29 protein-coding genes and 1 other annotated feature are annotated in these 25,695 nt (G+C 40.8%); all 29 genes read left to right on the top strand.

What is annotated here, in order from left to right; all coding sequences use genetic code 11:
- Positions 1 to 2 precede the first annotated feature (2 nt).
- The 29 genes from U2P91_RS15825 to U2P91_RS15965 all read left to right on the top strand — a co-directional run bounded on the left by U2P91_RS15825 (position 3) and on the right by U2P91_RS15965 (position 25,432).
- Positions 3 to 905, top strand: coding sequence for a MurR/RpiR family transcriptional regulator (locus tag U2P91_RS15825; protein WP_322519991.1), 903 nt, complete (start codon positions 3 to 5; stop codon positions 903 to 905).
- 26 nt (positions 906 to 931) lie between these two features.
- On the top strand, positions 932 to 2,167 hold the full coding sequence (locus U2P91_RS15830) for an NAD(P)/FAD-dependent oxidoreductase (protein WP_322519992.1): 1,236 nt from the start codon (positions 932 to 934) through the stop codon (positions 2,165 to 2,167).
- 31 nt (positions 2,168 to 2,198) lie between these two features.
- Complete coding sequence (gene cmk, locus U2P91_RS15835) at positions 2,199 to 2,852, top strand: (d)CMP kinase (protein WP_322519993.1); 654 nt, start codon at positions 2,199 to 2,201, stop codon at positions 2,850 to 2,852.
- Complete coding sequence (locus U2P91_RS15840) at positions 2,849 to 3,430, top strand: lysophospholipid acyltransferase family protein (RefSeq protein ID WP_111889178.1); 582 nt, start codon at positions 2,849 to 2,851, stop codon at positions 3,428 to 3,430. Before cmk ends, U2P91_RS15840 begins: the two co-directional genes overlap by 4 nt.
- Before the next feature lie 7 nt (positions 3,431 to 3,437).
- Positions 3,438 to 5,696 (top strand): bifunctional 4-hydroxy-3-methylbut-2-enyl diphosphate reductase/30S ribosomal protein S1, encoded by a 2,259-nt coding sequence (locus U2P91_RS15845; RefSeq protein WP_322519994.1) that lies wholly within the window; start codon positions 3,438 to 3,440, stop codon positions 5,694 to 5,696.
- Between the two features lie 163 nt (positions 5,697 to 5,859).
- Positions 5,860 to 6,267 carry an RrF2 family transcriptional regulator gene (locus U2P91_RS15850; protein WP_162624550.1) on the top strand — a complete coding sequence of 136 codons (408 nt, stop codon included), beginning with the start codon at positions 5,860 to 5,862 and terminating at the stop codon, positions 6,265 to 6,267.
- A gap of 19 nt (positions 6,268 to 6,286) precedes the next feature.
- Positions 6,287 to 7,495 (top strand): cysteine desulfurase NifS, encoded by a 1,209-nt coding sequence (nifS, locus tag U2P91_RS15855; protein WP_322519995.1) that lies wholly within the window; start codon positions 6,287 to 6,289, stop codon positions 7,493 to 7,495.
- A 32-nt stretch (positions 7,496 to 7,527) separates the two neighbouring features.
- Positions 7,528 to 7,905, top strand: coding sequence for an iron-sulfur cluster assembly scaffold protein (locus U2P91_RS15860; protein ID WP_111889182.1), 378 nt, complete (start codon positions 7,528 to 7,530; stop codon positions 7,903 to 7,905).
- Positions 7,906 to 8,053: 148 nt separating this feature from the next.
- Complete coding sequence (locus U2P91_RS15865; RefSeq protein ID WP_322519996.1) at positions 8,054 to 8,581, top strand: hypothetical protein; 528 nt, start codon at positions 8,054 to 8,056, stop codon at positions 8,579 to 8,581.
- On the top strand, positions 8,582 to 9,661 hold the full coding sequence (locus tag U2P91_RS15870) for an AI-2E family transporter (RefSeq protein WP_322519997.1): 1,080 nt from the start codon (positions 8,582 to 8,584) through the stop codon (positions 9,659 to 9,661).
- Between the two features lie 38 nt (positions 9,662 to 9,699).
- Positions 9,700 to 9,927 (top strand) — a binding site (T-box leader).
- Positions 9,928 to 10,016: 89 nt separating this feature from the next.
- Complete coding sequence (gene alaS, locus U2P91_RS15875) at positions 10,017 to 12,656, top strand: alanine--tRNA ligase (RefSeq protein WP_322519998.1); 2,640 nt, start codon at positions 10,017 to 10,019, stop codon at positions 12,654 to 12,656.
- Between the two features lie 112 nt (positions 12,657 to 12,768).
- A complete protein-coding gene (locus U2P91_RS15880; RefSeq protein ID WP_026396169.1) occupies positions 12,769 to 13,020 on the top strand; it encodes an IreB family regulatory phosphoprotein in 252 nt (83 codons plus the stop codon).
- A gap of 163 nt (positions 13,021 to 13,183) precedes the next feature.
- Positions 13,184 to 14,128: an aldo/keto reductase gene (locus tag U2P91_RS15885; protein ID WP_322519999.1), complete on the top strand. Its 945-nt coding sequence runs from the start codon at positions 13,184 to 13,186 to the stop codon at positions 14,126 to 14,128.
- 30 nt (positions 14,129 to 14,158) lie between these two features.
- Positions 14,159 to 14,575 carry a Holliday junction resolvase RuvX gene (gene ruvX / locus U2P91_RS15890; RefSeq protein ID WP_111889187.1) on the top strand — a complete coding sequence of 139 codons (417 nt, stop codon included), beginning with the start codon at positions 14,159 to 14,161 and terminating at the stop codon, positions 14,573 to 14,575.
- 82 nt (positions 14,576 to 14,657) lie between these two features.
- Positions 14,658 to 14,939, top strand: coding sequence for a DUF1292 domain-containing protein (locus U2P91_RS15895; RefSeq protein ID WP_111889188.1), 282 nt, complete (start codon positions 14,658 to 14,660; stop codon positions 14,937 to 14,939).
- 388 nt (positions 14,940 to 15,327) lie between these two features.
- Entirely contained in the window at positions 15,328 to 15,786 is a 459-nt protein-coding gene (locus U2P91_RS15900) for a Fur family transcriptional regulator (protein WP_111889189.1), read from the top strand.
- A gap of 34 nt (positions 15,787 to 15,820) precedes the next feature.
- The gene (locus U2P91_RS15905) at positions 15,821 to 17,518 is read left to right on the top strand and encodes a ribonuclease J (protein WP_111889799.1); all 1,698 of its coding nucleotides are present in this window, start codon (positions 15,821 to 15,823) and stop codon (positions 17,516 to 17,518) included.
- 72 nt (positions 17,519 to 17,590) lie between these two features.
- Positions 17,591 to 17,959, top strand: a complete 369-nt coding sequence (locus U2P91_RS15910; RefSeq protein WP_111889190.1) for a YlbF family regulator — start codon at positions 17,591 to 17,593, stop codon at positions 17,957 to 17,959.
- A gap of 97 nt (positions 17,960 to 18,056) precedes the next feature.
- Positions 18,057 to 19,133: an endolytic transglycosylase MltG gene (gene mltG / locus U2P91_RS15915; RefSeq protein ID WP_322520000.1), complete on the top strand. Its 1,077-nt coding sequence runs from the start codon at positions 18,057 to 18,059 to the stop codon at positions 19,131 to 19,133.
- 65 nt (positions 19,134 to 19,198) lie between these two features.
- A complete protein-coding gene (locus U2P91_RS15920; protein WP_111889192.1) occupies positions 19,199 to 19,849 on the top strand; it encodes an O-methyltransferase in 651 nt (216 codons plus the stop codon).
- Between the two features lie 43 nt (positions 19,850 to 19,892).
- On the top strand, positions 19,893 to 21,116 hold the full coding sequence (locus U2P91_RS15925) for a peptidase U32 family protein (protein WP_111889193.1): 1,224 nt from the start codon (positions 19,893 to 19,895) through the stop codon (positions 21,114 to 21,116).
- 65 nt (positions 21,117 to 21,181) lie between these two features.
- Complete coding sequence (locus tag U2P91_RS15930; RefSeq protein ID WP_111889194.1) at positions 21,182 to 21,583, top strand: hypothetical protein; 402 nt, start codon at positions 21,182 to 21,184, stop codon at positions 21,581 to 21,583.
- A gap of 174 nt (positions 21,584 to 21,757) precedes the next feature.
- Positions 21,758 to 22,480: a LytR/AlgR family response regulator transcription factor gene (locus U2P91_RS15935; protein WP_111889195.1), complete on the top strand. Its 723-nt coding sequence runs from the start codon at positions 21,758 to 21,760 to the stop codon at positions 22,478 to 22,480.
- Positions 22,480 to 23,757 (top strand): sensor histidine kinase, encoded by a 1,278-nt coding sequence (locus U2P91_RS15940; RefSeq protein ID WP_111889196.1) that lies wholly within the window; start codon positions 22,480 to 22,482, stop codon positions 23,755 to 23,757. The genes U2P91_RS15935 and U2P91_RS15940 overlap by 1 nt, the downstream gene beginning before the upstream one ends.
- A 163-nt stretch (positions 23,758 to 23,920) precedes the next feature.
- Complete coding sequence (locus U2P91_RS15945) at positions 23,921 to 24,064, top strand: cyclic lactone autoinducer peptide (RefSeq protein ID WP_111889197.1); 144 nt, start codon at positions 23,921 to 23,923, stop codon at positions 24,062 to 24,064.
- Positions 24,064 to 24,306, top strand: a complete 243-nt coding sequence (locus U2P91_RS15950) for an accessory gene regulator B family protein (protein WP_111889198.1) — start codon at positions 24,064 to 24,066, stop codon at positions 24,304 to 24,306. The genes U2P91_RS15945 and U2P91_RS15950 overlap by 1 nt, the downstream gene beginning before the upstream one ends.
- An 84-nt stretch (positions 24,307 to 24,390) precedes the next feature.
- Positions 24,391 to 24,597: a hypothetical protein gene (locus U2P91_RS15955; RefSeq protein WP_322520001.1), complete on the top strand. Its 207-nt coding sequence runs from the start codon at positions 24,391 to 24,393 to the stop codon at positions 24,595 to 24,597.
- A gap of 24 nt (positions 24,598 to 24,621) precedes the next feature.
- Complete coding sequence (locus tag U2P91_RS15960) at positions 24,622 to 24,819, top strand: hypothetical protein (RefSeq protein WP_322520002.1); 198 nt, start codon at positions 24,622 to 24,624, stop codon at positions 24,817 to 24,819.
- Positions 24,820 to 25,063: 244 nt separating this feature from the next.
- Positions 25,064 to 25,432, top strand: coding sequence for a hypothetical protein (locus tag U2P91_RS15965; protein WP_322520003.1), 369 nt, complete (start codon positions 25,064 to 25,066; stop codon positions 25,430 to 25,432).
- Positions 25,433 to 25,695: the final 263 nt, after the last annotated feature.

Raw genomic sequence — 25,695 nt, forward strand, 5'->3', positions numbered from 1 at the left:
AGATGAAAGACGTTTCAAGTGTAAAAGAAAGCCGTGATATTTTTTCAGCAATTAAGAAGTGTAATGCAAAGCTGAGTAAATCTCATAAATTGATTGCCGACTTTATGCTGAGTCACTATGAAAGTGTTTCAGAAATGTCGGCGGCGACAGTGGCTAAAAGTGTTGGGGTCAGCGAAGCGACCGTCGTTCGTTTTTCGGTTACACTCGGTTATGAAGGGTATCCGGAATTCCGGCGGGCAATACGAAATGAAATTAACAGCAAGCTGACAACCATTGAACGCATTGACATGACCTTGAAAAACGAACAAAAAGAAAAGGCCCTACAGGAAACCGTTCATAATGTCTTAAAATCAGATTTGTCAAATATCAATGCGACTTTTGAGGAGTTTGACTATGAGATTTTTAAATCTTGTATCGACTTGATTTTAGATGCCCGCAAGGTGGTTATCATTGGTTTTCGGACCACCACCTTGTTAACGGAACATTTGGGTTATTATCTTAATCTGATCCTGGATAATGTCCGGGTCGTCAATTATGGGGTTTCCGATATCTATGAGCATTTGATTCGCGTCACTGAAGAAGATGTGGTCATTGCCATCAGTTTTCCGCGTTATGCCCAAAAAACTTATGAAGCGGTTGAATTTTTAAAGGACAAAGGGGTAAAAATTATTACAATCTCGGATAATGAAAATGCCCCCATCAATGTGTTTACTAAACATCGGTTGATTGCCAAAAGTAATGTTTACTCCTTTGTGGATTCACTGGTGGCCCCGCTTTCGCTGATCAACGCGCTGGTAATTTCAGTGGGTTTGAGGAATATCGGAAAAACAAAAGAGACTTTTAATGAACTTGAAGAAATATGGCGAGAACATTATATCTATACTGGCGATGAATTGGAAAATTAGTTCATGAAAGGACAAAAGCGTAATCAATGAGTAGGATAGCAGTAATTGGAGGCGGCCCCGGCGGCATGATGGCAGCGGTGGCAGCGGCAGAAAAAGGACATCGGGTTGATTTGTTCGACAGCAATGAAAAGCTGGGAAAAAAACTATATATCACCGGAAAGGGTCGCTGTAATCTGACCAATGCGGTTGATATCAGCGATTATTTTGACAACATCGTCCATAACCACAGTTTTTTGTATAGTGCTCTTTATTCCTATACTAATACCGATTTTATGGCCTTCCTGGAAAAAAATGGGGTGCCCTTAAAAATAGAACGGGGGGATCGGGTGTTTCCGGTTTCGGATAAATCCAGCGATGTGATTGGAGCCTTTAAAATGGCATTGAAACACAATCGCTGCCAGGTTCATTTAAATACGAAAATAACCGGTCTTTTAATTGAGAATAATAACATTAACGGGATCCTCCTCGAAAATGGAGAAAAAAGAAATTACGATGCGGTGATTCTGGCGACGGGTGGAAAGAGTTATCCGTCCACTGGTTCAGATGGCAATGCGTTTAAGATCTTAAAGAAATATGGTCATGAAATCACATCTCTGGCTCCCGGTCTGGTCCCCATTAATACCAAAGAAGACTGGCCCCGCGATCTCCAGGGGTTGTCACTCAAAAATGTGACCTTAACCCTGTCTAAAAAAACACCCAAGGGCCAAAAGAAGGTCAAATCAATGTTAGGTGAGATGTTGTTCACCCATTTTGGCATATCCGGACCGCTGGTTTTATCACTTAGCTCTGATATGAGCGGCGACATAAAAGATTACAGTCTGGAATTGGACTTAAAACCGGCTTTAAGTATGGAACAAATGGATGCCCGGATTCAGCGGGACTTTCTTAAATATCAGAACAAGGATTTCGGAAATGCCCTGGGTGACCTATTACCAGCAAAAATGATTCCGGTCATGGTAGATCTGTCCGGGATTGATCCGGTCGCAAAGGTTAACCAGATCACCAAAGAACAGCGGAATAAGCTGGTAGCGTGTTTTAAACAGTTAAAGATTGGTATTGCCGGGCTGCGGGATTTTAACGAAGCCATCATCACCGTTGGCGGTGTGAACGTAAAAGAAGTAGACCCAGGAACGATGGAATCAAAACGGGTTAAAAATCTCTATATTGCAGGAGAGATGCTGGATGTGGACGCGCTGACCGGTGGCTACAATATCCAAATTGCTGTTTCCACGGGCTGGCTGGCCGGAAACGCCGTTGAATAAGTGTTTGTAAAGTTGGATGAGGGAGAGTAAGATGCAAATTGCCATTGATGGTCCTGCCGGAGCAGGAAAAAGTACCATAGCAAAAAAAATAGCAGCAGCCTATCAGATGACCTATCTGGATACGGGCGCCATGTATCGCTGCATTGCCCATTGTGTGTTAAATCAGATGGGTGACCGCTTTGATAACGCGGCCGATATTGTAAAAATTGCCCGGGGAACCGTGATCCGGTTTGAAGGCAATCAGGTGTTCTGTAATGATAAAGATGTTACCTGGGAGATCCGGACGCCTCTGGTTTCCCGCCATACCTCCGATGTGGCCAGGATTAAAGAGGTCCGGGATCTGCTGGTCGCTCAGCAGCGGGAATACGCAAAAGACCATGGGGTGGTTATGGATGGAAGAGATATCGGTTCGGTGGTATTGCCGGAGGCTGACCTTAAGTTTTTTCTGGATGCTGACGTTTTGGAACGGGCACAGCGACGAAAAAAAGAATTGGACGAAAAGGGCGATGGTAAAGCCTTGGAAGAGATAAAAAATGAAATTGAAAACCGCGATAGTAATGACAAAAATCGGTTAGAAGGTCCATTGGTGCAGGTCGCGGACGCGATTGTCATTGACACAACAGGGAAGAGCATTGAAGAAGTATATGAAGAAATGAAAATTCATATTGACGAGGCTTGTCGATGATTTATAAAATTGGTCGTTTCATAGCTTATCTCATTAGTTTAATTCTCTTTCGGATCACAATTACCGGTAGGGAAAACATCCCGGAGACCGGCGGAGCTCTGATCTGTCCCAATCACATCAGTAATATTGACCCGGTGGTGATTGCATTTGCAACACCGCGGGATATTCATTATATGGCCAAGGCGGAATTGTTTAAGAATCCGCTTTTGCGATGGTTTTTCAAAAAAGTGAACGCCTTTCCGGTTAATCGCGAAAAGGTAGCTGTGGAGACGATTAAGACTTCCTTGAAAATTCTCAAGGAAGACAAGCTGCTGGGGATTTTTCCGGAAGGACATCGCGTCAATCCGGAAGATCGGACGCCTCCTGCCAGCGGCTTTGTCGTCTTTGCCATTAAGACGAAAGCACCGATTGTTCCGGTGCACATTAAAGGAAAATACCGATTCAGAAGTAAAATAGAGATTATTATTGGCAAGCCTGTTTATCTGGAAGAATACTATGGCAAAAAACTGTCTGAAGAAGAAACTAGGCAGTTAAGCGAAAAGATCATGGATACGGTCTATGCTTTAGAATTGACGTGAGGTTAAAATGGAAGTAATCATTGCCGATAAGTCTGGCTACTGCTTTGGAATCGAAAATGCCATGAAAATGGTCCAGGATACCATCGAATCGGGCCAACAAAACATTTATACCTTAGGGCCGATTAGCCACAACACCCAGGAAACCAGACGTCTAACGAATCAGGGCGTGGTAATAATTGAAGACGACGATGTTGATAATTTAGAAACCGGCTGTATCATCCTTCGCTCCCATGGGGTTGGCAAGAAAACCATTGAAGCGATTAAAAAAAAGGGACTCCCAATCATTAATGCCACCTGTCCCTTTGTCCGGGCAGTCCAGAAAAAGGTTGAAAGCTATGATGCTGCCGGTTATCAGATTGTTATTGTGGGAAATAAAAATCATCCGGAGGTGATTGGAGCAAATGGCTGGTGTCAAAATAAAGCTTTAATAATTAATGATATAAATCAGTTGGAAAATATTGAAAGTTATGATAGAATATGTATCGTGGCTCAGACCACCATCATCGAGTCCAAATTCAATGAAATTTGTGATGCGATCAGGTCAAGAGTCAATGAAGTAGTTATATTTAATACTATTTGCAGTGCCACCGCTGAAAGACAAGCAGCGGCAGCGAAAACTGCAAAAGAAGTAGAATATATGATCGTAATTGGTGGATACCACAGTTCGAATACGCAAAAACTGGCGGATATCTGTAAATCCCATTGCGCAAAAACTTGTCACATAGAAAGCATCCGGGACTTAGATCTCGCTGAAGTAAGAAACTATCAGAAGATTGGTATTACCGCAGGGGCATCAACACCGGATTGGATCGTTAAGGAGGTATTGGAAGGTATGGAAGAGCAAAACAAAATTGCTGAGGAAAACGTGGTCGCGGAAGTGGCGACTGAAGAACAGCCAACTGTTGTAGTTGAGGAAGTGGTGGAAACCATTGAAAAAGACGAATATGATGATGCTAATTTTGATTTCGCAGCAGAAATTGAAGAATCATTAAAAACAATTCGTCGAGGTGCTGAAATTGAAGGCGAAGTGATTCACATCGCTGAAGATGAAGTGATCTTAAACATTGGCTACAAAGCAGATGGTATCATCAAAAAGAATGATTTCACATGGAAAAGCGATGAGGTATTATCTGAACTTGTACAATTAGGAGACAAAGTTTGGTGTATCGTTACTGATTTAAATGAAGGTTCAGGAAATGTAAAACTTTCAAAAATCAAATATGATAACCGTCTCGTACAAAAACAGTTAAGTGACGCCTTTGATAATAAAACAGTCTTAGAAGGAACAATCAAAGATATTTCTGGAAATGGTTTAATTGTCGATATTGGATTTACAGATATTTATATGCCTGCTTCACAATATCATGTGCGTTACGTTAAAGACTTAAACACCTTAATTGGTGAAAAAGTCAAGGGTATCATTATTGATTACAACCCAAAACGACGTCGTGCGATTCTTTCCCAGAAAATTATTCTTGAAAAAGATATGAAAGAACGTCGGGAACAAGTAAAAGAAATGAAAGAAAAGCGTTTTGAAGAATTAAACGTCGATGATATTGTTAAAGGTGTGGTTAAAACCATTACTAATTTCGGAATCTTTGTCGATCTTGAAGGCATTGATGGCTTTGTCCATCGATCAGATCTGACCTGGGAAAAAATCAATGAGCCGAAAGACATCGTTGAAAAAGGCCAGGAAATTGAAGCCAAGGTTATCGCTAAAAATGAAGAAGACAAAAAAATCAAATTAAGTGTTAAGGCATTATTGGATCGCCCTTGGGATGATTTCATTGCTAAATACAATGTTGATGATGAAGTTGAAGTGACGATCACTAATATTTTAGATTTTGGTGCCTTTGCTCAAGTGATTCCAGGCGTTGAAGGCTTGATTCATGTTTCTGAAATTAGCTACAACCGGGTTGAGTCTGTTGCTGCAGTTTTAAACACCGGTGATGTCTTAACGGTAAAAATCATCGGAATTAACGCTGAAAAAGAAAAAATCAGCTTAAGTAAAAAAGCAACCGAAGAAGCACCGGCTCGTCCTGCTCCAACACCAAGAAGCAGCAATAGTAGCAATGCTGGATCTGGCGATCGTGATAGAACTAGCAATTATGGTGGTGGCGATCGAAACCGCAGACCGCAACAAAGTCATAATAGCAATAACAATCGAAATAAAACAGTTTACGAAGAAACCGCCAATGTAACCCTTGGGGATTCATTCGGTAACTTGTTCGATGGTCTTTTCGGAGACAACAACGACGAAAAATAAGAATTGACTTTTTAAAATCCCAATCTCCGGATTATTTCTGGAGGTTGGGATTTTTTTAATTAGAAATTTTTTAAGTTTACCTATTGAAAAATTCTGATTTCGTGCTATAATGACATTAAATCCCGGTGGAATACTCGGAAATAATCCAGGGAGGGTTAAACACTTGAGACTTTCAACAAAAGGACGATATGGTGTATTGGCCATGGTAGAACTGGCGCTTCAATACGGAGATGGTCCGGTTTCAATTAAAGAAATTGCTGAAAAACAGAGTTTTTCAGATTCATATATGGAACAGCTTTTTTCCAGCCTGAAAAATGCCGGCTTGGTAAAAAGTATCAGAGGTGCCCGGGGTGGTTATGTTTTAGCTCGGGATCCCAGCGCTATTACCGTTGGTGAAATCATCAGAGCCCTTGAAGGGCCCATTGAATTGGCGGAATGCATTGATGGCGGTGGCAGACAGGTTTGTGCAAAATCGCCGGAGTGTGTAACCAGAGGGTTATGGAAAGATATTAGTGATAGTATCAGCAATATTATCGACAATCGATCATTACAGGACTTACTAAGCAAATAAAGAGAAAGAGGTATAACTTATGAAACGAATCTATTTAGATCATGCAGCAACAACAGCGGTTGATCCAGCAGTTGTTGAAACCATGCTACCATTTTTCACCGAATATTTTGGAAATCCTTCTTCAGTGTACGCCGAAGGGAGAGGGGTAAAGAAAAGCATTGAGGCCGCCAGAATCCAGATTGCCAATGCCATTAATGCTGATCCTCGGGAAATTTATTTTACCGGAAGCGGATCAGAGGCGGACAACTGGGCGATAAAAGGCATAGCCATGAAAAATCAGGCCAAGGGGAAACACATTATTACCTCAACCATTGAGCATCATGCGGTGCTTCATACCTGTGAATACCTGGAAAAAATGGGGTTTGAAGTAACCTATCTGCCGGTCGATCAAGATGGGCTGATATCACTGGATGATTTGCGAAATGCGATCCGCGAAGATACTATTTTAGTCACCATTATGTTTGCCAACAATGAGATTGGAACCGTTGAACCGATCAAAGAAATCGGTGAAATTGTTAAGGAAAAAGGGATTATTTTTCATACCGATGCGGTCCAGGCATTGGGCAATATTCCCGTTGATGTTAAGGATTTAAATGTCGATTTACTGTCCATATCGGCTCATAAAATATATGGTCCTAAAGGGATTGGCGCTCTTTTCATTAGAAAAGGAGTACCGATTGACAATTTAATCCACGGCGGCGCTCAGGAACGAAAAAAACGAGCCGGAACAGAAAATACGGCCGAAATTGTAGCTTTTGGAAAAGCGGCCGAGATGGCAACAGAACATCTGGTAGAAAATGCTGCTCATATGAAAAAATTAAGAGATCTTTTAATTAAAGGCGTGATGGACAATATCCCACAGGTTCGTTTAAACGGACATCCGGAAAAGCGGCTGCCAGGAAATGCGAATTTCTGTTTTGATTACATCGAAGGAGAATCGATCCTGCTCAGTTTGGACATCATTGGCGTAGCAGGTTCTAGCGGTTCGGCCTGTACATCGGGTTCCCTGGATCCATCGCATGTGTTACTGGCGATTGGTTTGCCGGCGGGAATCGCCCATGGATCGTTGCGACTCACTATTGGGAAGCAAACAACGGTTGAGGATATCAATTATGTGGTTGACAATCTAATCCAGATTATTGAACGGTTGCGCAAAATGTCACCGATTAATGCTGATTGTCCGATTGATGATGCTGTTTTTGATAAAGCCGATCATCACCACCATTAAGTATAAAAAAATATAACTAAGGAGAAATTAAGATGGACTATACAGATGTAGTAATGGAGAACTTTACCTGTCCTAAACATGTGGGCGAGATTGAAGGTGCAAATGGTATTGGTCAGGTTGGCAGCCCGGCTTGCGGCGATATCATGAAAATCTTCCTGAAAATTAATGATGACGGCGTCATTGAAGATGCGTCTTTTAAAACCTTTGGATGCGGTGCAGCCGTTGCCAGTAGCAGTATGGCAACCGATATGATTATCGGCAAGACCATTGAAGAAGCCGGAAAATTCAAAAATTCGGATGTGGTTGACGCTTTGGGGGGATTGCCAGCCGAAAAAATACATTGTTCGGTCTTGGCCGCTGAGGCCATTCAAGCGGCGATTGAAGACTATCACAATAAAAAAGCACAATAAAAAATAGTATCAAGCATAATAAATAAAAAACGCAGTTTCTGTTTACGGGAAACCGCGTTTTTTTGACACTACAAATAAAAAACAACGTTGCTATAAAAAAAAGAATAGGGTAAGATATGGATATGACAGAAAATGAAAGGAACACGAAATGAAGGCGAATATTTTGCTCAATGTAGAAGTCGTTTCGAAAAAGAATGGGCGACGGCATGGATTGGTCAAGAGTCTGGTAGTGGTGAATCATGTCATTAGATACCTGGTGATCAATCCCGGTGGGGTTTTCTCAAAGGCTCAGTTTTTTAAACCGGAAAATATTTTGGATGTTAATTATAAGCGTTTGGTAATCGAGAGTGAAAAAGTCATTCTTAAAGCAAAAGGCCAAAAAGTGAAAGACTATCTCGATGAGGCGTTTCCACTGATGGACTATCCGGTGGTGGATAAAAATAAGGAGTCATTTGGTCATGTTGTTAATGCGACCATTGAAGAAGGAACATTTGCCATTACAGAATACGAAATTTCCAGAAGCTTTTTTGATGATATCGATCACGGTTTTGCGATTATTCCAGCCGAAGAACTTACGTATAAAGATCAGGTGCTTTATTATGAAAAAGATATGTACGATTTGGGATTTAAAGAACAGGGCACCGGAATTGCCAATAAACTTCTGGGGGTAAAATAGATGGACAATTCTTCAAACAAAAAAAGACTACTAGTTCTCAATCTCATCGTCGTTGTTTTAATTGGTGCGGTTTGCTTTTTTATCTGGCCAACGCTTTCGGGCATGTTTGCACCATTTTTCTTTGCCATTGTCCTGGCTTATTTGCTTAACCCGCTGGTTAGAAATCTTGAAGATAAAGGTTTAGATCGGGGGGCAGCGGTTCTAATTGTTTTCTTTTCGGTATTGGCACTGGTGATTGGCGCCTTTATGAGCTTTGTTCCCAGTTTGATTACCAATATTGCCAGTATGATCAGAAGCATTCCAAACTTTGTGACACAAACCCAGACCTACATCACTAATTTGTCGGACTATATTTCGAATTTTACCGGATATGACATTACCCAGTTTTTTAACCTGGAACAGGTTCTGGGAAATGTAATCCAGGGGTTTGCAACGGCACTCCAGGGGATATCAAATGCCATTCTACAAAATAGCGGCCAGGTGATGAATATCATTATCGTGCCATTAGTCACTATTTTTCTGCTGATGGATAAGGAACTCTTTATCAAGGGGATCATGTATCTGGTGCCACTATATTATCGCAACAGCATGCTTAAAATGTGCTGTGACATCGATCTGGTTATTGGTGGTTTTATCAAGGGCCAAGGTCTGACATCCCTGATCGCTGGGATTGCAACCGGGATTGGAGCCTTTGCTCTGGATTTGCCTTACGCAAGTATTATTGGTGTTATTGCCGGGGTCACAACCATGGTTCCTTATTTTGGACCAGCGGTAGGTAGTTTTGTGATTGTAGTACTGATACTGTTTATTAATCCACTACTGATTATTCCGATGCTAATCGTTATTGGGGTGGTTCAGGTGATCTGTGGTAATTTTCTGGCGCCGGCACTGATGTCCGGAAATGTCGGTCTTCATCCGGTGTTTATTATCTTTTCGATTTTCTTTTTTGGGGCTATGTTTGGAGGCGTGGGAATGATTATGGCGGTGCCGATGGCGGGAACCATTAAGGTAATTGCCGGGTATATTATTTCCATATTTGCATCAAAAGACGCTACTGACCAAAAAAGGATTGACATTTAAATATGGAATTAATATAATCATCTATCATAGGTTAATATAAAAATGCATTGAGAACGAAGGCTCTAAAAATAACAATTACAGAGAGAGAGACACGGCTGAGAGTCTTTTAAAGTTAGTTTAGGGTTGCCCCGTTCGAGCAGCTGGGAAGAAAGATTAAATGAGAGGTTCATTGAGTATTTTCAGTCGGGAAACCGTTATTAATAAAGTGAGTTGCCAATTATATTGCAGCTAATTTGGGTGGTACCGCGGATTAAACCGTCCCTTGCAGACTTGCAGGGGATTTTTTGTTTTTTATAGACACCGAGAAGTATCAAGTACGCACAACTAAAAATTAAAAATGCAATAAGGAGAAAAAATGAAACCATTAGGATTAAATGAAATCAGAGAGAAATATTTAGCGTTTTTTGAAGAAAAAGGACATCTGCGATTAAACAGCTTTCCACTCGTGCCGATTAACGACAAGAGCCTGTTATTGATTAACTCGGGGATGGCACCGCTAAAACCTTATTTTACCGGTGATGAAATACCGCCAAGAAATCGGATTACCACCTGTCAGAAGTGTATTCGTACCCCGGATATTGAAAATGTCGGGAAAACAGCCAGACACGGCACATTTTTTGAAATGCTGGGTAACTTTTCCTTTGGCGATTACTTCAAAAAAGAAGCTATTCCCTGGGCCTGGGAATTCTGTACCAAAGTGATGGAAATACCGGAAGATAAAATTTGGATCACGATTTATCTTGATGATGACGAAGCCTTTCAAATCTGGAATGAAGACGTCGGAATACCCAAAGAAAAAATTGTGAGACTGGGAAAAGAAGACAATTTCTGGGAGCATGGATTGGGCCCCTGTGGCCCCTGTTCCGAGCTTTATTTCGACCGGGGTGAAGAATACGGCTGTGACAGCCCCACCTGTAGTGTTGGTTGCGACTGTGACCGTTATGTTGAATTCTGGAATCTGGTTTTCACCCAGTTTGATAAAGATGAAGCGGGCAACTATAACCCCTTACGAAAACCCAATATTGATACCGGTATGGGATTAGAACGTCTGGCCGTTGTGATGCAGGGTGTGGGTACCATCTTTGAGATTGATACGGTTGGCCATGTACTCAACTATATCTGTAAAAAAGCGGGGGTAAATTATGGCGATGATCCTCAGGACGATATTTCGATCCGAGTTATTACCGACCATATCCGCAGCGTCACCTTTATGATTGCCGATGGCGTGATGCCAGGAAATGAAGGCCGCGGTTACGTGTTGCGACGATTGCTTCGCCGGGCCGTTCGGCATGGAAAATTATTGGGTATCAAGGATCTTTTCCTTTATGATGTCGCTAAAGAAGCCATCCGGGTTTCGGAAGGGGCTTATCCTGAACTACGCGAAAAACAGGAATTCATTCAAAAACTGATCCGCATTGAAGAAATACGTTTTAAAGAAACCATCGATCAAGGTTTGGCACTGTTAAACAAAGAACTGGATAAAATTATCGAAATGGAAGAAACAGTATTCCCGGGTGGTGGTGCTTTTAAGCTTTATGATACCTATGGTTTTCCCTATGATCTGACCAGAGAAATTGTTGAAGAACGGGGCCTGACCATTATCGCGGAAGACTTCGAAAAAGAAATGCAGGCACAGCGGGATCGAGCCCGACAGGATCGCCTCAATAGCGATTTAGCAGTATGGGCTGATGATCCCTTTAATCCTTTGGGACCGGATGCCGTCAATACCTTTGTCGGCTATGACAATCTGGAAGCGGAAGGCACCATCTTAGGGCTCTATGTGAATGAAGCCCTGGTGGACGAAGCAAAAGCTGGCGATGAGGTACTGGTACTGCTGGATCAGACCGCGTTCTATGCCGAAAGTGGAGGCCAAACCGGGGATCATGGGATCATTCAAAAAGGCGATGGCTTAATTGAAATCAGGGATTGTAAAAAAGGCAGCCTCAGCCGACATATTCATTCGGGTATCGTGAAGTCAGGAACCTTTAAGGTAGGGGAGAGTGTCATTACAGAAGTCAACAAAGACTTACGGGATGCTGTTCAGCGGAATCATACGTCGACTCACTTATTGCAAAAAGCCCTGAAACAGGTTTTAGGCGACCATGTGGAGCAGGCGGGGTCATTTGTATCTCCCGACCGGTTGCGTTTTGACTTTAACCATTTCCAGGCCATGACCCGGGAGGAAAAACGACAGGTGGAAGACATTGTCAACGCAGCGATTTTAGCGGCCTATGATGTATCTATTTTTGAGACCAACATTGATCAAGCCAAAGAATTGGGAGCGACCGCTTTATTTGGCGAGAAGTACGGTGAAATTGTCCGTGTTGTCAAAGTTGGTGACTTTAGTACCGAGCTTTGTGGTGGCTGTCATATCAGCAATTCTGCTAAAGTCGGTCTCTTTAAAATTATCAGTGAAGGTGGTGTTGCTGCTGGGGTTCGACGAATTGAAGCGGCAACCGGTTTTAATGCCTGGCATCTGGTGGAAAAAATGGATGATACTCTGGTTGAAGTGTCCAATTTGATGAAAACAAATCCGGATCAATTGCTTGAAAAAGTAATGGAATTGGCTGAAATTAACAAACAAAAAGAACGCACCATCGCTGAACTAAAACAGAAGTCGGCCGGAAATGCGATAATGGATATCCATCAGAAAATGGTGATCATCAGTGGCGTTCAGGTTACCATTGCTGACGTTGAGAAAATGCCGATGGAAGAGCTTAGAACCATTGGAGACTTACTAAAAGACCGAATGGGATCGGGAATTGTACTGTTGGGGAGCGCCTTAGATGGCAAGGTTAATTTTGTTGCAACAGCGACTCCGGATATCGTTAAACGCGGCTTCCATGCGGGTAAAGTCATTAAAGAAGTGGCGACAATAGCTGGCGGAGGCGGTGGTGGACGCCCGGATATGGCGCAGGCTGGGGGGAAACTTCCAGAAAAATTGGCTGAATCACTGTCAAAGGGAGAGGCATGCATTCGGGAGCAGTTGAATTAATTGATTAATAAAATGAAAAATTACATCATTTGACTTGTCTTTTCTTTATCTTTGGGTTAAAATGATATAAATTGATTGTGAAGGAGGTCAGATGACAATGGGAGAAAATACGGTGATTGATCGAGGAACCATTATGTTTGAGGTCGATAGCGAAAAGTCTCAGAAGATCGACGAAGTGATGCGCAATGTACATAAGGCTCTAGTTGAAAAAGGGTATAACCCTGTCAATCAAATTGTAGGTTATGTCATGTCAGGAGATCCGACCTATATCACAAGTCACAGAGAAGCGCGAAACGCCATACAGAAAATTGAACGGGATGAGTTGCTCGAGGAACTTGTTCGACGTTACTTAAAAAGTATTTAGTAGGCTGATAATTTGGGGCTGTCTCAACCGAGGCAGTCCTATTTTAGTTTTGGTATGGCGACGGGCAGATGGAGTTTTGATTGTAGAAGTTGGTGTTTAGTCACCGTACCGATCAATTGTTAATCTGTACACATAACGCTTGTGGTTAGGAAATGATTAGAAGATGATATTAAATACCCTAGGTAATACTGGAATCAAGGTCTCGCGGATGTGCTTTGGCAGTTTGACGATTGGGCCGCTCCAGAAAAACAAAACTCTTTTAGAAAGTCGGGAAATTATCGCGGCGGCTTTGGATTGTGGTGTTAATTTTTTTGATACGGCGGATCTGTACAATAATTACGATCATCTGTGTGCGGCGATCCAGATGCAACAGGATGTGGTGATTGCGACAAAATCCTATGATTATACGGCAGCGGGTGTTCTGAGCAGCTTGCATCGGGCCCTTTCGGAACTGGGACGGGATTATGTTGATCTTTACCTGCTCCACGAACAGGAAAGCAAAAAAACCATTGAAGGCCACTGGGAAGCCATTGAAGCGCTGATTGCCGCAAAAAAAGCGGGAAAAGTAAGAGCCATCGGCATTTCCACTCATCGGATAGAAGGTGTTTATGGGGCAAATCTGTTTTCTGAGCTGGATGTGATTCATCCGCTGATTAATTTAACCGGCATTGGTATTGAAGATGGAACTACCGAAGAAATGGCGGCGGCCATCCACCAGGCAAAAAGGTCTGGGAAGGGCGTTTACGGCATGAAGCCGCTAGGCGGTGGTAATCTGCTCTCTCAGAAACAGGCCAGTTTTGAGTATGTCTTGAACCTGGCAGATCTGGACGCCATTGCGATTGGGGTTCAATCGATTAATGAAGTGCGGTATAATGTCAAAAAATTTAACGGCGAGACCATACCAGACGCTTTGGAAGTGGCTGTTTCCAGTGCTCCAAAGAGACTACATATCAGTGACTGGTGCACCGGCTGTGGAGAATGTCTCAAACGCTGCAACCACAAGGCGTTAACCTTAGTTAACGGAAAAGCCACCGTTTTACAGGAAAACTGTGTGCTTTGCGGCTACTGTGGTTCCGTCTGTAAAGACTTTTGCATCAAAGTAATTTAATACAGTCATAACAATAAGATGGGATAATGAATGGAAAGAATTTTAGGAATTGATGTTGGTGACAAACGGATTGGGGTTGCTGTAACGGACCCGTTGCAGATTACGGCCCAGGGGGTCATGACCCTTAAACGAAAGACCCGGGATGATGATTTAGAAGCATTTCGGAATCTCATTGCAAAATATGAGATCAAAAAAGTGGTAGCTGGTCTGCCACTGAACATGGACGGTTCAGAATCCGCTCAGACCCGGAAAACAGTGAATTTTTGTCAATTTATAAAAAAACGGCTAAATATCGAAATCATCTATATTGATGAGCGTTTAACCTCATCCTGGTCGGAAAAAGTGTTGATCGAAGGAAATGTTTCCCGGGAGAACCGCAAAGATTATATTGATATGCTGGCAGCTCAGATCATTCTCCAGTCTTACATGGACCGGGCCGTTAAATAATTCATAATAATGGATTCTTTAAGCATAAAAAGGTATAATTTAAAGATTATGAGCGAAAAATAAAATTGAAAGTGAAGTTGATATGGAAGAAAAAATAATTTTAGAAGATGAAAATGGCGTTGCACGAGAGTTTGATTTAGAAGTCTCCTTTCCTCTGGGTGAAAAGACATATGTGCTTTTAACAGAAGGCGAAGAAAGTGACGATGTATTTGCGTTCTTTATCGATGAAGACGAAGAGGGTGAAATTCTGGTACCCGTAGAGGATGAAGCAGAATTCGCTTTAATTGAAGCAGAATACGATCGCATCATGGACGAAGAATATGATGATTTAGAAGAAGACGAAGATGAAGGTGAAGTTGAGTAACGCCCCTTGCTAGCGGGCTTTCTTAGCTGATCGAATCGTTTTATCAAAGTAAATGATTAACGCCTGGAAAAAAAGATAGCTGCTCATGTGCCCAAGCGGTCACATGAGTGAGCTTCTTGTTTCAAACACCTCGCTGAATTTAATCAGGGCTTATCAGGAAGGGCACCATACAGGGGTTATTTTTGTTATGCAACGCAATGATGCCAAAGCGTTTTACCAAACAAAGTAAAAGATCCGATATTTTCACGTTTATTGGATCAATGTCATAGTCTGGGAATAGAGATCCGTGCGCTTTCCTGTGATATTGATGGAGTAAATATAGAAATTATCGGAGCATTGCCTGTCACTGTTTTATTTAAGAAAAGACTTAAAAAGAGGTGTGACCACTATGAATAACAAAAAACAAATTGTGGATGCACTCAGAAAAAGAGGGAACAAAGTAACCCCTCAACGTCTGGTTACCATTGAGGTTCTGTTGACCTTTAGGCAGCAGCATTTTAGTGTTGAAGAGTTATTTCTGGGTGTCAAACAGCGCAATCCTGATGTGGGAATGTCGACCATTTATCGAACGGTGCAAATATTAGAAGAAATGGGACTCATTACCAAACGTAATTTTGATGATGGCTTTGCTCGGTACGAACTCTGTGAGTTGGATGAAAAACACTGGCATCATCACTTAATCTGCTTAAAATGTGGAAAGGTAATCGAAATGCAAGACGATTTCCTGGAAGCTCTGGAAAAAGAAATAGAAGAAAAGAAGGATTTTATGATTATCAATCACGAACTTAAGGTGTACGGATACTGTTCGGATTGTTATGCAATAACGAAAGGAGTTAAATTTGACTGAAAATAAAAACTTAATAACGACGGAAACCCAACGCGTGGAGGGCCGTTCACGATCGAGACGAAAGCCTCAACCTCAGAAAAACAAAGATAAACTGAGATTAGTACCATTGGGGGGCTTAGGTGAAATCGGGAAAAACCTGAACGTATTTGAATACAAAGATGATATCATTCTTGTGGATTGCGGGCTGAAATTTCCAGATGACGATATGTTCGGAATTGACATTGTGCTGCCGGATTATAATTATATTCTGGAGAATCAGGATAAGGTCAAGGGCGTTGTCATAACCCATGGGCATGAGGATCACATTGGCGGACTTGTTTATCTGCTCAGAAAGATTAACATTCCTATTTATGCCACGAAATTTACCATGGGCCTGATTGATAAAAAGCTCAAAGAGCATGGCTTACTAACCAAAACCACCCGAATTATTGTTAAGCCGAAAGATCGGATTGACATAGGTGAGTTCAACGTAGAATTTATTCGCGTTAATCATAGCATCGCGGATGCCGTGGGATTGTGTATCAAGTGTGCGGCGGCAACGGTTGTCCACACCGGGGATTTTAAAATTGACTATCATCCAATTGGTGGTGAAGTAATCGACTTGCAGCGATTCGCCAAAATTGGATCACAAGGTGTAGACCTGCTGATGTCTGATAGTACCAATGTTGAAGGGACTGGATTTACCCAATCTGAGAGCACGGTTGGACCAACACTTTTCAACTTGTTCAGAAACGCTAAAGGACGAATCATCGTTACGACTTTTGCCTCTAATGTGCATCGTCTCCAACAAGTGATTGATGCTGCGGTAGAGTATAACCGTAAGGTTATTATCTGTGGGCGAAGCATGGAAAATGTCAGCGAAGTGGCCATGGATTTGGGTTACATGAAAATGCCCCCCAATGTACAGGTTCAGTTGCGAGACATTAATAAATACAAAGACAAAGAATTAGTAATCATAACCACCGGCAGCCAGGGCGAACCGATGGCCGCCTTGGGACGAATGGCACTGGGTGAGCACCGTCACCTGACCATAAAAAAAGAAGATCTCGTCGTCATTTCGGCATCCGCAGTGCCGGGAAATGAAAAAATGGTCTCAGAGGTTATTAATAAACTCGTGGAATTAGGTTCGGATGTTGTTTATGGCGGATTTGCTGAAATTCATGTCTCTGGTCACGCCAGACAAGAAGAGCTAAAACTGATGATTACGCTAGTCCGTCCCAAACATTTTCTTCCTGTACATGGGGAAAGCCGGATGCTAATGAAGCATGTGGAGTTAGCACAAAGTGTTGGGATTAAAAAGGAAAGAACTCTGATTGCTGAAAATGGAAATATCCTGGAAATTGATAAACGCAGTGTTCAGATTGTTGGTAAAACTCAAGCTGAACCGGTTCTGGTTGATGGGCTGGGAGTCGGTGATATTGGTAACATTGTTCTCAATGACCGAAAACGTCTTTCAGAAGACGGGCTCTTTATTGTGGTTTGTACCATGCACAAGGGCAAAGCGGTATCGGGACCAGATATTATCTCTCGTGGCTTCGTTTATGTAAGAGAATCTGAAGAACTCATTAATAACGCCCGCGAAGAAGTCAAGAAAGCCTTGCTATCTTGTGAAGAAAAGGGTATTATTGACTGGAATTCCATTAAAAATGTCATTCGGGAGAGCCTGTTTAAATACCTCTATGCAAAAACTCAGAGAAAACCAATGATACTACCCATATTGATGGAAGTATAAATTTAATATGGCAATTGGTGAAATACATATCGTTAGCAGTTGTCGATAAAATTTTAAAAGTAGGAGTAACAGATGAACGTCTATGATGAAGCCAATAATTTGGCACGAGCACTCAAGGAATCCACAGAATATAAGAATTTTTTAGCCGCGAAAGAAAAGCTGGAACAAGATCCCGAAAAGTATGAAATGGCCAAGGATTATATGCGTAAGCAAATGGAAATTCAATCCTTCCAAATGTTGGGAAATGAACTGACAGAAGATCAGATTACTTCTTATAATGCCATTGCGAATACCATAATGGGCATCCCTGAAATCGCTGAATTTTTTCAGGCCCAGATGTATTTTTCAGTAGTCTTTCAGGACATTACCGATATCATGGCAAAAGCAGTTGATTTGGATATGGGACTGTTTGATTCAGAAGATGAAGGCTGTGGCGCTTAAACAACGATTGAAATAGAAACGATTTAAAAAGAATATAGGTGCCAACCTCTAGCGGTCCTATATTCTTTTTTACAGTTTAGGAAAGGAAGGTGAACGGATGAGTAACGGAACAAATCGACAGCCGCCCCGAAAAAAAACGGGAAAACTGATTGCCATTATTCTTTTATTATTAGTCGTCTTTGGTGCGACTGGTGTGTTCAGCTTTAATTACTTTATCGGACAAATGTTAGAACCAGTGGGAGCCGGAGAGCTTGTTTATGTTCAAATAGAACAAGGTGCCGTTATCAGTGATGTGGCAGAGTTACTGGCTGAAAATAATTTAATTCGGGATGTTTTTGCCTTTGAAATGTTGGCCAAAAAAGAGAATACCGCTCACCAGATCCAGTCCGGCTACTATGCTTTTAGCCCGGCAGAATCGGCCCAGCAGATACTTGATCGTCTGGTAGCAGGGGACGTAGCTGATGCCACCGTGACGATTCCTGAAGGACGTAATATTTCAGAGTTCGCTAAAATATTTGAAGAGAAAAATATTTGTGATGCGGATGCATTTATCGAAGAAACAAAAAAAGTAGCAGAATATCAGGAAGAATATTCCCTTCTTAGCAGCATTCCCCTGACTGAAAAAGACGGGATGAGTCGAACTCTGGAGGGCTACCTCTTTCCCGATACCTACAGTTTTTCTCCAAATACGGACCCATCAGAAGTGGTCACCGCCATGCTGGATCGGTTTGTGGAGGTCTACGATCAGGATCTGCAAAAACAAACCAAAAAAATGGATAAAACCGTGGATGAAATTGTGATTATGGCTTCTATTGTGGAATTAGAAACAAAATTAGTTGAGGATAAGGCCAATGCTGCCAGTGTGTTTTACAATCGGATTGCCGAGAACATGCCGCTTCAATCGGACATCACCGTGGATTATGCCCGGGGTGAAAAAACGGCCGTATTAACAACCGAACAAACCCAGTTTCCATCACCCTATAATACCTACATCAATACCGGATTACCCTTTGGGCCGATTTGCTCCTTTGGTGAAACTTCCTTAGAAGCGGCTTTAAATCCGGCGCAAACAAACTATTTATATTTTGTTGCCGATATGGATTCGGGAAAGATCTATTTCAATGAAACCTATGATGAGCATTTAGAAGACGTAGAAAAATATATGGGAAACTAATTAAGACAACGAAATATGCCAGCGCTATAAAGAAGTTGCCAATAAAAAAGAATGAAGGCCAGACAGTGAGTGAGATTGTTAAAGATTACATCGAGGATTATATTAGAGGATTAATTCCGGCTAATCGTCCCCAAATAGAAGCATTCAGAAAAAGAGCTATGGATGATAATATTCCGATTATCCATCAAGAAGTTCAAAAACACATTGAATTATTAATCGCCGCAAAAAAAACCAGGACTGTTCTGGAAGTTGGCACAGCTGTAGGCTTTTCGGCGTCTATCTTTGCCGAAGCGATGGGCCCTCAGGGGCAGGTGGATACCATTGAACGCAATTTTAAAATGGTGGTTCAGGCAGAAGAAAATATTGCCAGCCTGGGACTTAGCCATCAGATTAATCTGATGGTTGGGGATGCCCAGGAAAAACTGGCAGTACTGGATAAAAGCTATGATTTAATTTTTTTGGATGGGGCCAAAGGCCACTATATCCATTTGCTGGGCGATTGTCTGCGGTGTTTAAAGCCCGGAGGACTATTGATTTCTGATAATGTATTGTTCAAAGGCATGATCGCCAGTAATGAACTGGTTATTCGTCGCAAAATAACCATTGTCAAGCGGATGCGGATGTATCTGGAAACTATCGCCAACCATCCCCAATTGGTTACCAGTATTCTGCCACTGGGTGACGGTTTGGCGATCAGCTTAAAAAAAGACGATTAAGTACGAAGAGCAGCGCAAGGAAAGAAAAGAACGGAGAAACAGCATGAAAAAACCGGAACTTTTGGCACCGGCAGGAAATTTTGAAAAACTAAGGTATGCCCTTCATTATGGGGCTGATGCGGTCTATTGTGCCGGTAAGAAATTTGGGCTCAGAGCAAAGGCCGATAATTTTGATCAGACCGCTCTGGCCGAGGCGGTTAAGTATGTCCATGAACGCGATAAAAAGATTTACGTCACACTCAATATGATTCCCCACAATGCAGATTTAGACGGTCTGCCTGAATATGTAAGCGAACTAAAAGACCTGGGAATTGACGGTGTGATTGTAGCCGATCCCGGGGTTTTTTCTGTCGTCCAGGAAGTAGCTCCTGACTTAAAAATATCCGTCAGTACTCAGGCCAATAATACCAATTGGCGCAGTGTGGCATTCTGGCATGCCCAGGGTGCCAGGCGGATTGTACTGGCCCGGGAACTGGGACTTATTGAAATTCAGGAGATCCGGGAAAAAGTGGCTCCGGAAATGGAGATTGAGATCTTTGTTCACGGTGCCATGTGCATTTCCTATTCGGGACGATGTCTGTTAAGCCATTATATGACCGGTCGAAATTCAAATCAGGGAGATTGCGCCCATCCTTGCCGGTGGAAGTATCACCTGATTGAAGAAACCCGGCCCGATGAAGCCTTTACCATTGAAGAGGATGCCACCGGTTCCTTTATTTTTAACTCCAAGGATCTTTGCCTGATCGATGAAATTCCCGCCTTGATGGCATCAGGAGTAGACAGCTTTAAAATTGAAGGTCGGATGAAAAGCCTCTATTATGTGGCCACCGTGGTATCCGCTTATCGCAGTGCCATTGATTATGCCTATGATAATCCCGCGGTAAAAAAGCTTGATAAGGGCTATTATGATGAACTGACAAAGGTCAGTCACCGCAATTACACCAAAGGGTTTTATAGCGGCAAAACAACATCAGAGGATCAAAATTACGGCACCAGCAGTTATACCCGGCATTATGACTTTGTCGGTCTGGTTCTGGAATACGACGAGAATACCGGGATGGCTTTAATTGAGCAGCGTAACAAGGTTGTATTAGGTGATGAGATCGAGATCATGATTCCGGGAGACGGGTTCGTTACGCAAGCGATTAAGGTAATGACGGACGTATCCGGTCAGGCAATCGAGTCGGCACCGCATCCCAAAATGCATTACTATTTACAAATGTGTACACCGGTTAAACCGATGGATATCATCAGAAAACGGGATTAGCTTTGGTAAAAAGACTCTTTTAAACACCGAGCCGCAAACAAAATAACACCCCAATTGGAGGAATCATGAGAATATATATTGCCGCTTCATGGAAGCATCAGCATGCCGTTGAAATGCTGACGGATTTGTTGGAAACTCGGGGCCATACCATTTTGTCATGGATCCGCGAGGGACGACCGGAAGAAGCCTTTCTTTCACAAAAAGAGCTCACCCATTTTATTGAGTCTGCTGAAGGAGAACGCGTTTTTGATTTTTGTATCAGTTCGGTTACCAGTGCCGATCTGATTATTTATATTGGTCCCTCCGGTTGTGATGCCTGGGCTGAGATCGGCGCGGCTTATGGCTCCAAAATTCCGGTTTTTGGTCTACTGGCCAAGGCCGAACAGGTCGGGCTGATGCGCCATATGATTAAAAACTGGTACAGTTCTATTTCGGAGTTGATGGCCGCCGTGGATGCCATCAGTTAATAAATCGATAGTTTAGTAGAAAAAGATTTTAACAGTATCAATAAACAGCTTGCTGTTTATTAATACTGTTTTTTTTGATTGATAAACACAAATTTAAATTATTTTATTGGCAAGGTGGACAGTTGTTTTATTTTCAGGTAAAATGAATTTAGTGTCTATAAAAGAGGTGAGAAAATGTTTAGAATAGGAATTTGCGATGATCAAAGAGCCATCTGTTCTCAAATGGAAGGGATTATTTTGGACCATCGAAATATGTTTGCGGAGGAAGTCGAAATCGATGTGTTTTATTCCGGTGAAAGACTGGCAGAGTTTATAAAACATGAACATGATTTCGATTTGATTTTTCTGGACATCGAAATGGAAGGGCTAAACGGCCTTGATTTAGGCCGGAAAATTCGTGAAGAGATGGATAATCAAACGATGCAGATTGTCTATGTGTCTGGGAAAGAAAATTATTATAAGGATCTTTTTGAGGTGCGACCCATGCATTTTCTTTCAAAGCCCATTGAACCAGCAATACTGATAAAAGACATTAACCTGGCAATGAAATTAAGCGGCTGCCTAGGTGGCGTTTTCTGTTATCGAAAGGGAGCCGTAACATATAAGATTCCCATCAAAGACATTCTCTACTTTCAAAGCGTGAATCGGGAGATTAAGATTACCACGACAACAGGGGAAGATTTGTTTTATGGGAAGCTACGAGATGTCACCCCCCAGCTAGAAGGTGATCAATTCATGAAAATTCATAAATCCTATCTAGTTAACTATGAGCATGTAGTAAAATTCAAGTATGACGAGGTCAGGATGTCCAATTCGGACTGTCTGCCAATTAGTCAGCTAAAGCGGAAAGAAATCAGGGGTTTGCAAATGCGATATGAACTCGAAAGGTTGGAATAATGGAGCTAAGTACCTATGAAGTGGTATATCTGATAGCTAATATTTTTGGAACATATATCGTTTATAAATTTATGCATGTATTCTTTGAGACCAAAGAAGCCAATCATAAGATAGAACTCTTATCCTATGTGGGATATTACATATTTATTGCGCTGGTATATTTGACGATTAATATACCGGCAATTATGATAATCAGTAATATTCTTGCTTTTTTAGGTCTGTCATTAAACTATAAAGTAGGAATTAAAAAACGGCTTCTATCAGTATTTTTGATTTATTTGATTGTAATGTGTGTCGAACTGATTGTTGGATTGCTTTCAGGATATTTTAATTTTCCTTTGATGTCCACTAACAATTATTCCTCAGAATATGGGCTGATTATAGTTCAAATCATATTGTATTTTGTCGTTCGAGTTTTCAATAATTACAAAAATATCAGACTAGGAGAAACAATCCCGCTGGCCAATTGGATCGCAATTATTTTGATCCCGATTTCATCCTTATATATCATTTTAACCTTATTTCAAGCAATAGGTTTGTCCTGGAAGCAAGTTCTAATCGGAGTAGTATTGATACTACTTGTCAATTTCACAATCTTTTATTTGTATGATGTCATTTCAGCTTTCATGGTCGATAAAATGGATAAAATCATGGTTGATCAGCAAAATAAATACTACCAAAAACAATTCGAACTAATGGAGTCATCATTAAAAACAACGAAAGCAATGCGGCATGATCTGCGAAATCACTTAGCGGTTATCTATGCATTGGTTGAAAAAGGGGAAAGAGACGCTGCTTTAAAACATCTAACAAAGATGACTGATGTTTATGACGATAAGAAACAATACGCGTGTACCGAAAACATTGATATTGACAGTATTTTGAATTTTAAAATTCAGGAAGCAGCGCAACAAAATATAAAAATAGCGCTTGATCTGAGTATTCCCGAAAAAATGAGTATTGCATCATTTGATTTGGCGATAATTTTAGGAAACCTGCTGGATAACGCCATTGAGGCCGTTGCTGAGATGGAAAAAGAAAGACAGATAAAAACAAACATAAACTATGACAAAGGGCGTTTAATTATTCTGGTGGAGAATCCATATCTGGGTGAACGTGTAAAAGTCGGCAATCGATATCTTACAACCAATAAAGAGCCAAGCCAACATGGTTTAGGCCTGGAAAATGTAAAAAGTGTTTTACAAAAATACGATGGGACGATGGATATTACCCAGCGGAGTAATATCTTTTCGGTTTCCCTGCTGTTGTTTGTATAGAGCCTTGTTGCGAGCATTCTTTTATTAAGATTGCTCGTTTTTATTTGAATAAAATAAAAAATCTTAGTTCACTACAAAAAAATATAGTAATTTCAACATAATATCGCACAAATAAAAATATATGGTAGATTTAGGACATAAAAGATAAAAAGAGGAGGTTGTTTTGAAAAATCTATCATTAAAGTGCTATCGGGTTATTGCGGCTATGGCGTTGATGGTAACAACGTTAAACGTTAATACGGCTTGTTTTTTTATTATGCACCAGCCCAAATTACCTGAGGGTGCAGATAAACTCAGGAAGTTCTAATGAGAATCGCAATAACTGAGAGAATTACAGATATCCTTGTAAGCCATGAAATTATTATAGAGGAGAACAGAAATTTGTATACCTATGGATTACAGCAAGGACTGTTGATGATCCTCAACATTGCTACGATTCTGGGAATCGGGATTGTGTTAAATATGGTTTGGGAAAGTATTATTTTCCTCTTAACATATGTTCCACTTCGGGGAATAGCGGATAGCGCTATAGATAAATATAAACGTTAGTTATCCTCTTGATATGAGTAGCGTTATATAACATTTACAGAAGGTGTTTCTGTTTCTATACTTGCTGGCGTTATTGCAGCAGTTATGCCATATATAGGACCAGCTGGAGTAATTGCTTCAATGAGTTTTGGATCATTAGCTGCAATTGCGGGTCCTTCGATTGGATCAACTGTAAATTATAGTCTTTATAGATTTTCTTCTTTATATTATAACAATATAAAAATTAATTGGTCTCTCTATACAAGCAATGGCGAAACTTATGGTGGACATATTTCTATTATTCCGGTTTAAAATGTTAAAATCAGGAGAAAAGTTATGAAAATAAATAAATATTTAGTATTAAGAATTGTAGTAGCAATTATTTTCATGGCTTTATTAGTGATTCCAATATTTTATAATGTAGTTATGAGTAAAGAGGTTTTTATTTATTTAGTTTTAATTCCAATAATTTTATGTATATTTTATTTAATTTTATTGAAAATAATAAAATATATGGAAAATAAAAATAAATAAACGCCCCCCTCGGAATAAGTATCCGAGGGGGGTCTGAAAAGTCGAAATGCCAATCGATAGTCCGGCCTTCCTCGAGATGAAGGCGGATGATTTTTTCCTGAAGGACACGATCGTATTTACTATTTGACATGTTTGTAACTCCTTTTCAAGTTTGAATTATATCATCAAACTCGCTCCGGGTGTTACAATTTTATTGTAGCAGAACACAGGTGTATAATTATTAAAAAAATGTTAGAGGTATGTAATGTCTCAAGATAAGAACAATGAAATATTTAATTACGATAAAAATTTCCAAAAGTATTCAAAACTTTTTAGAAATCCGAAATATGAAGTTTATGATTTAGAAAAATTTATATTTTTAATTGAAATAAAAGTTGTACATAATGAAGAGTTAAAACCCAAAATATTTGATCCATTAGAAACTGTCTTGTACATAGTGATGGTTTTTATTATTGCATCTACAGTTTTACTATTATGTAGTCAAGACGCATTTTTTTGTGTTTTAGTGCTGGCTGTGTTTACTTATATCACTTTATTTTTTATGGTAAATATTTTAAGAACTAAGTCAATTAATCAAATGACAGAATATTCAAAGGCTAAAAAAAATATTTAATCATAAAGAAATGCATTGAAAATGAAATTGTGAGACGCAAAGACAATGATATGAAAAATATCTAGTAAGTTAAAAAGATACCTTGTAGGTCGTCTTTTTTATGCAACAAAAAAATGAATAAGTTGACGTTGTATTGACCTGATCTCTCAAAAATGAAGCAATATAAATGTTAGTCACTTTTGGGCTTTTTATAATGTCCACAAATAGTTGGACACAAAATCCAGAAAATAAGATAAACTATACACATGAGTAGAAAACGACGA

The organism is Acetobacterium sp. K1/6 (assembly GCF_034438075.1).
In the GTDB taxonomy this organism is placed as follows: Bacteria; Bacillota; Clostridia; order Eubacteriales; family Eubacteriaceae; genus Acetobacterium; species Acetobacterium carbinolicum.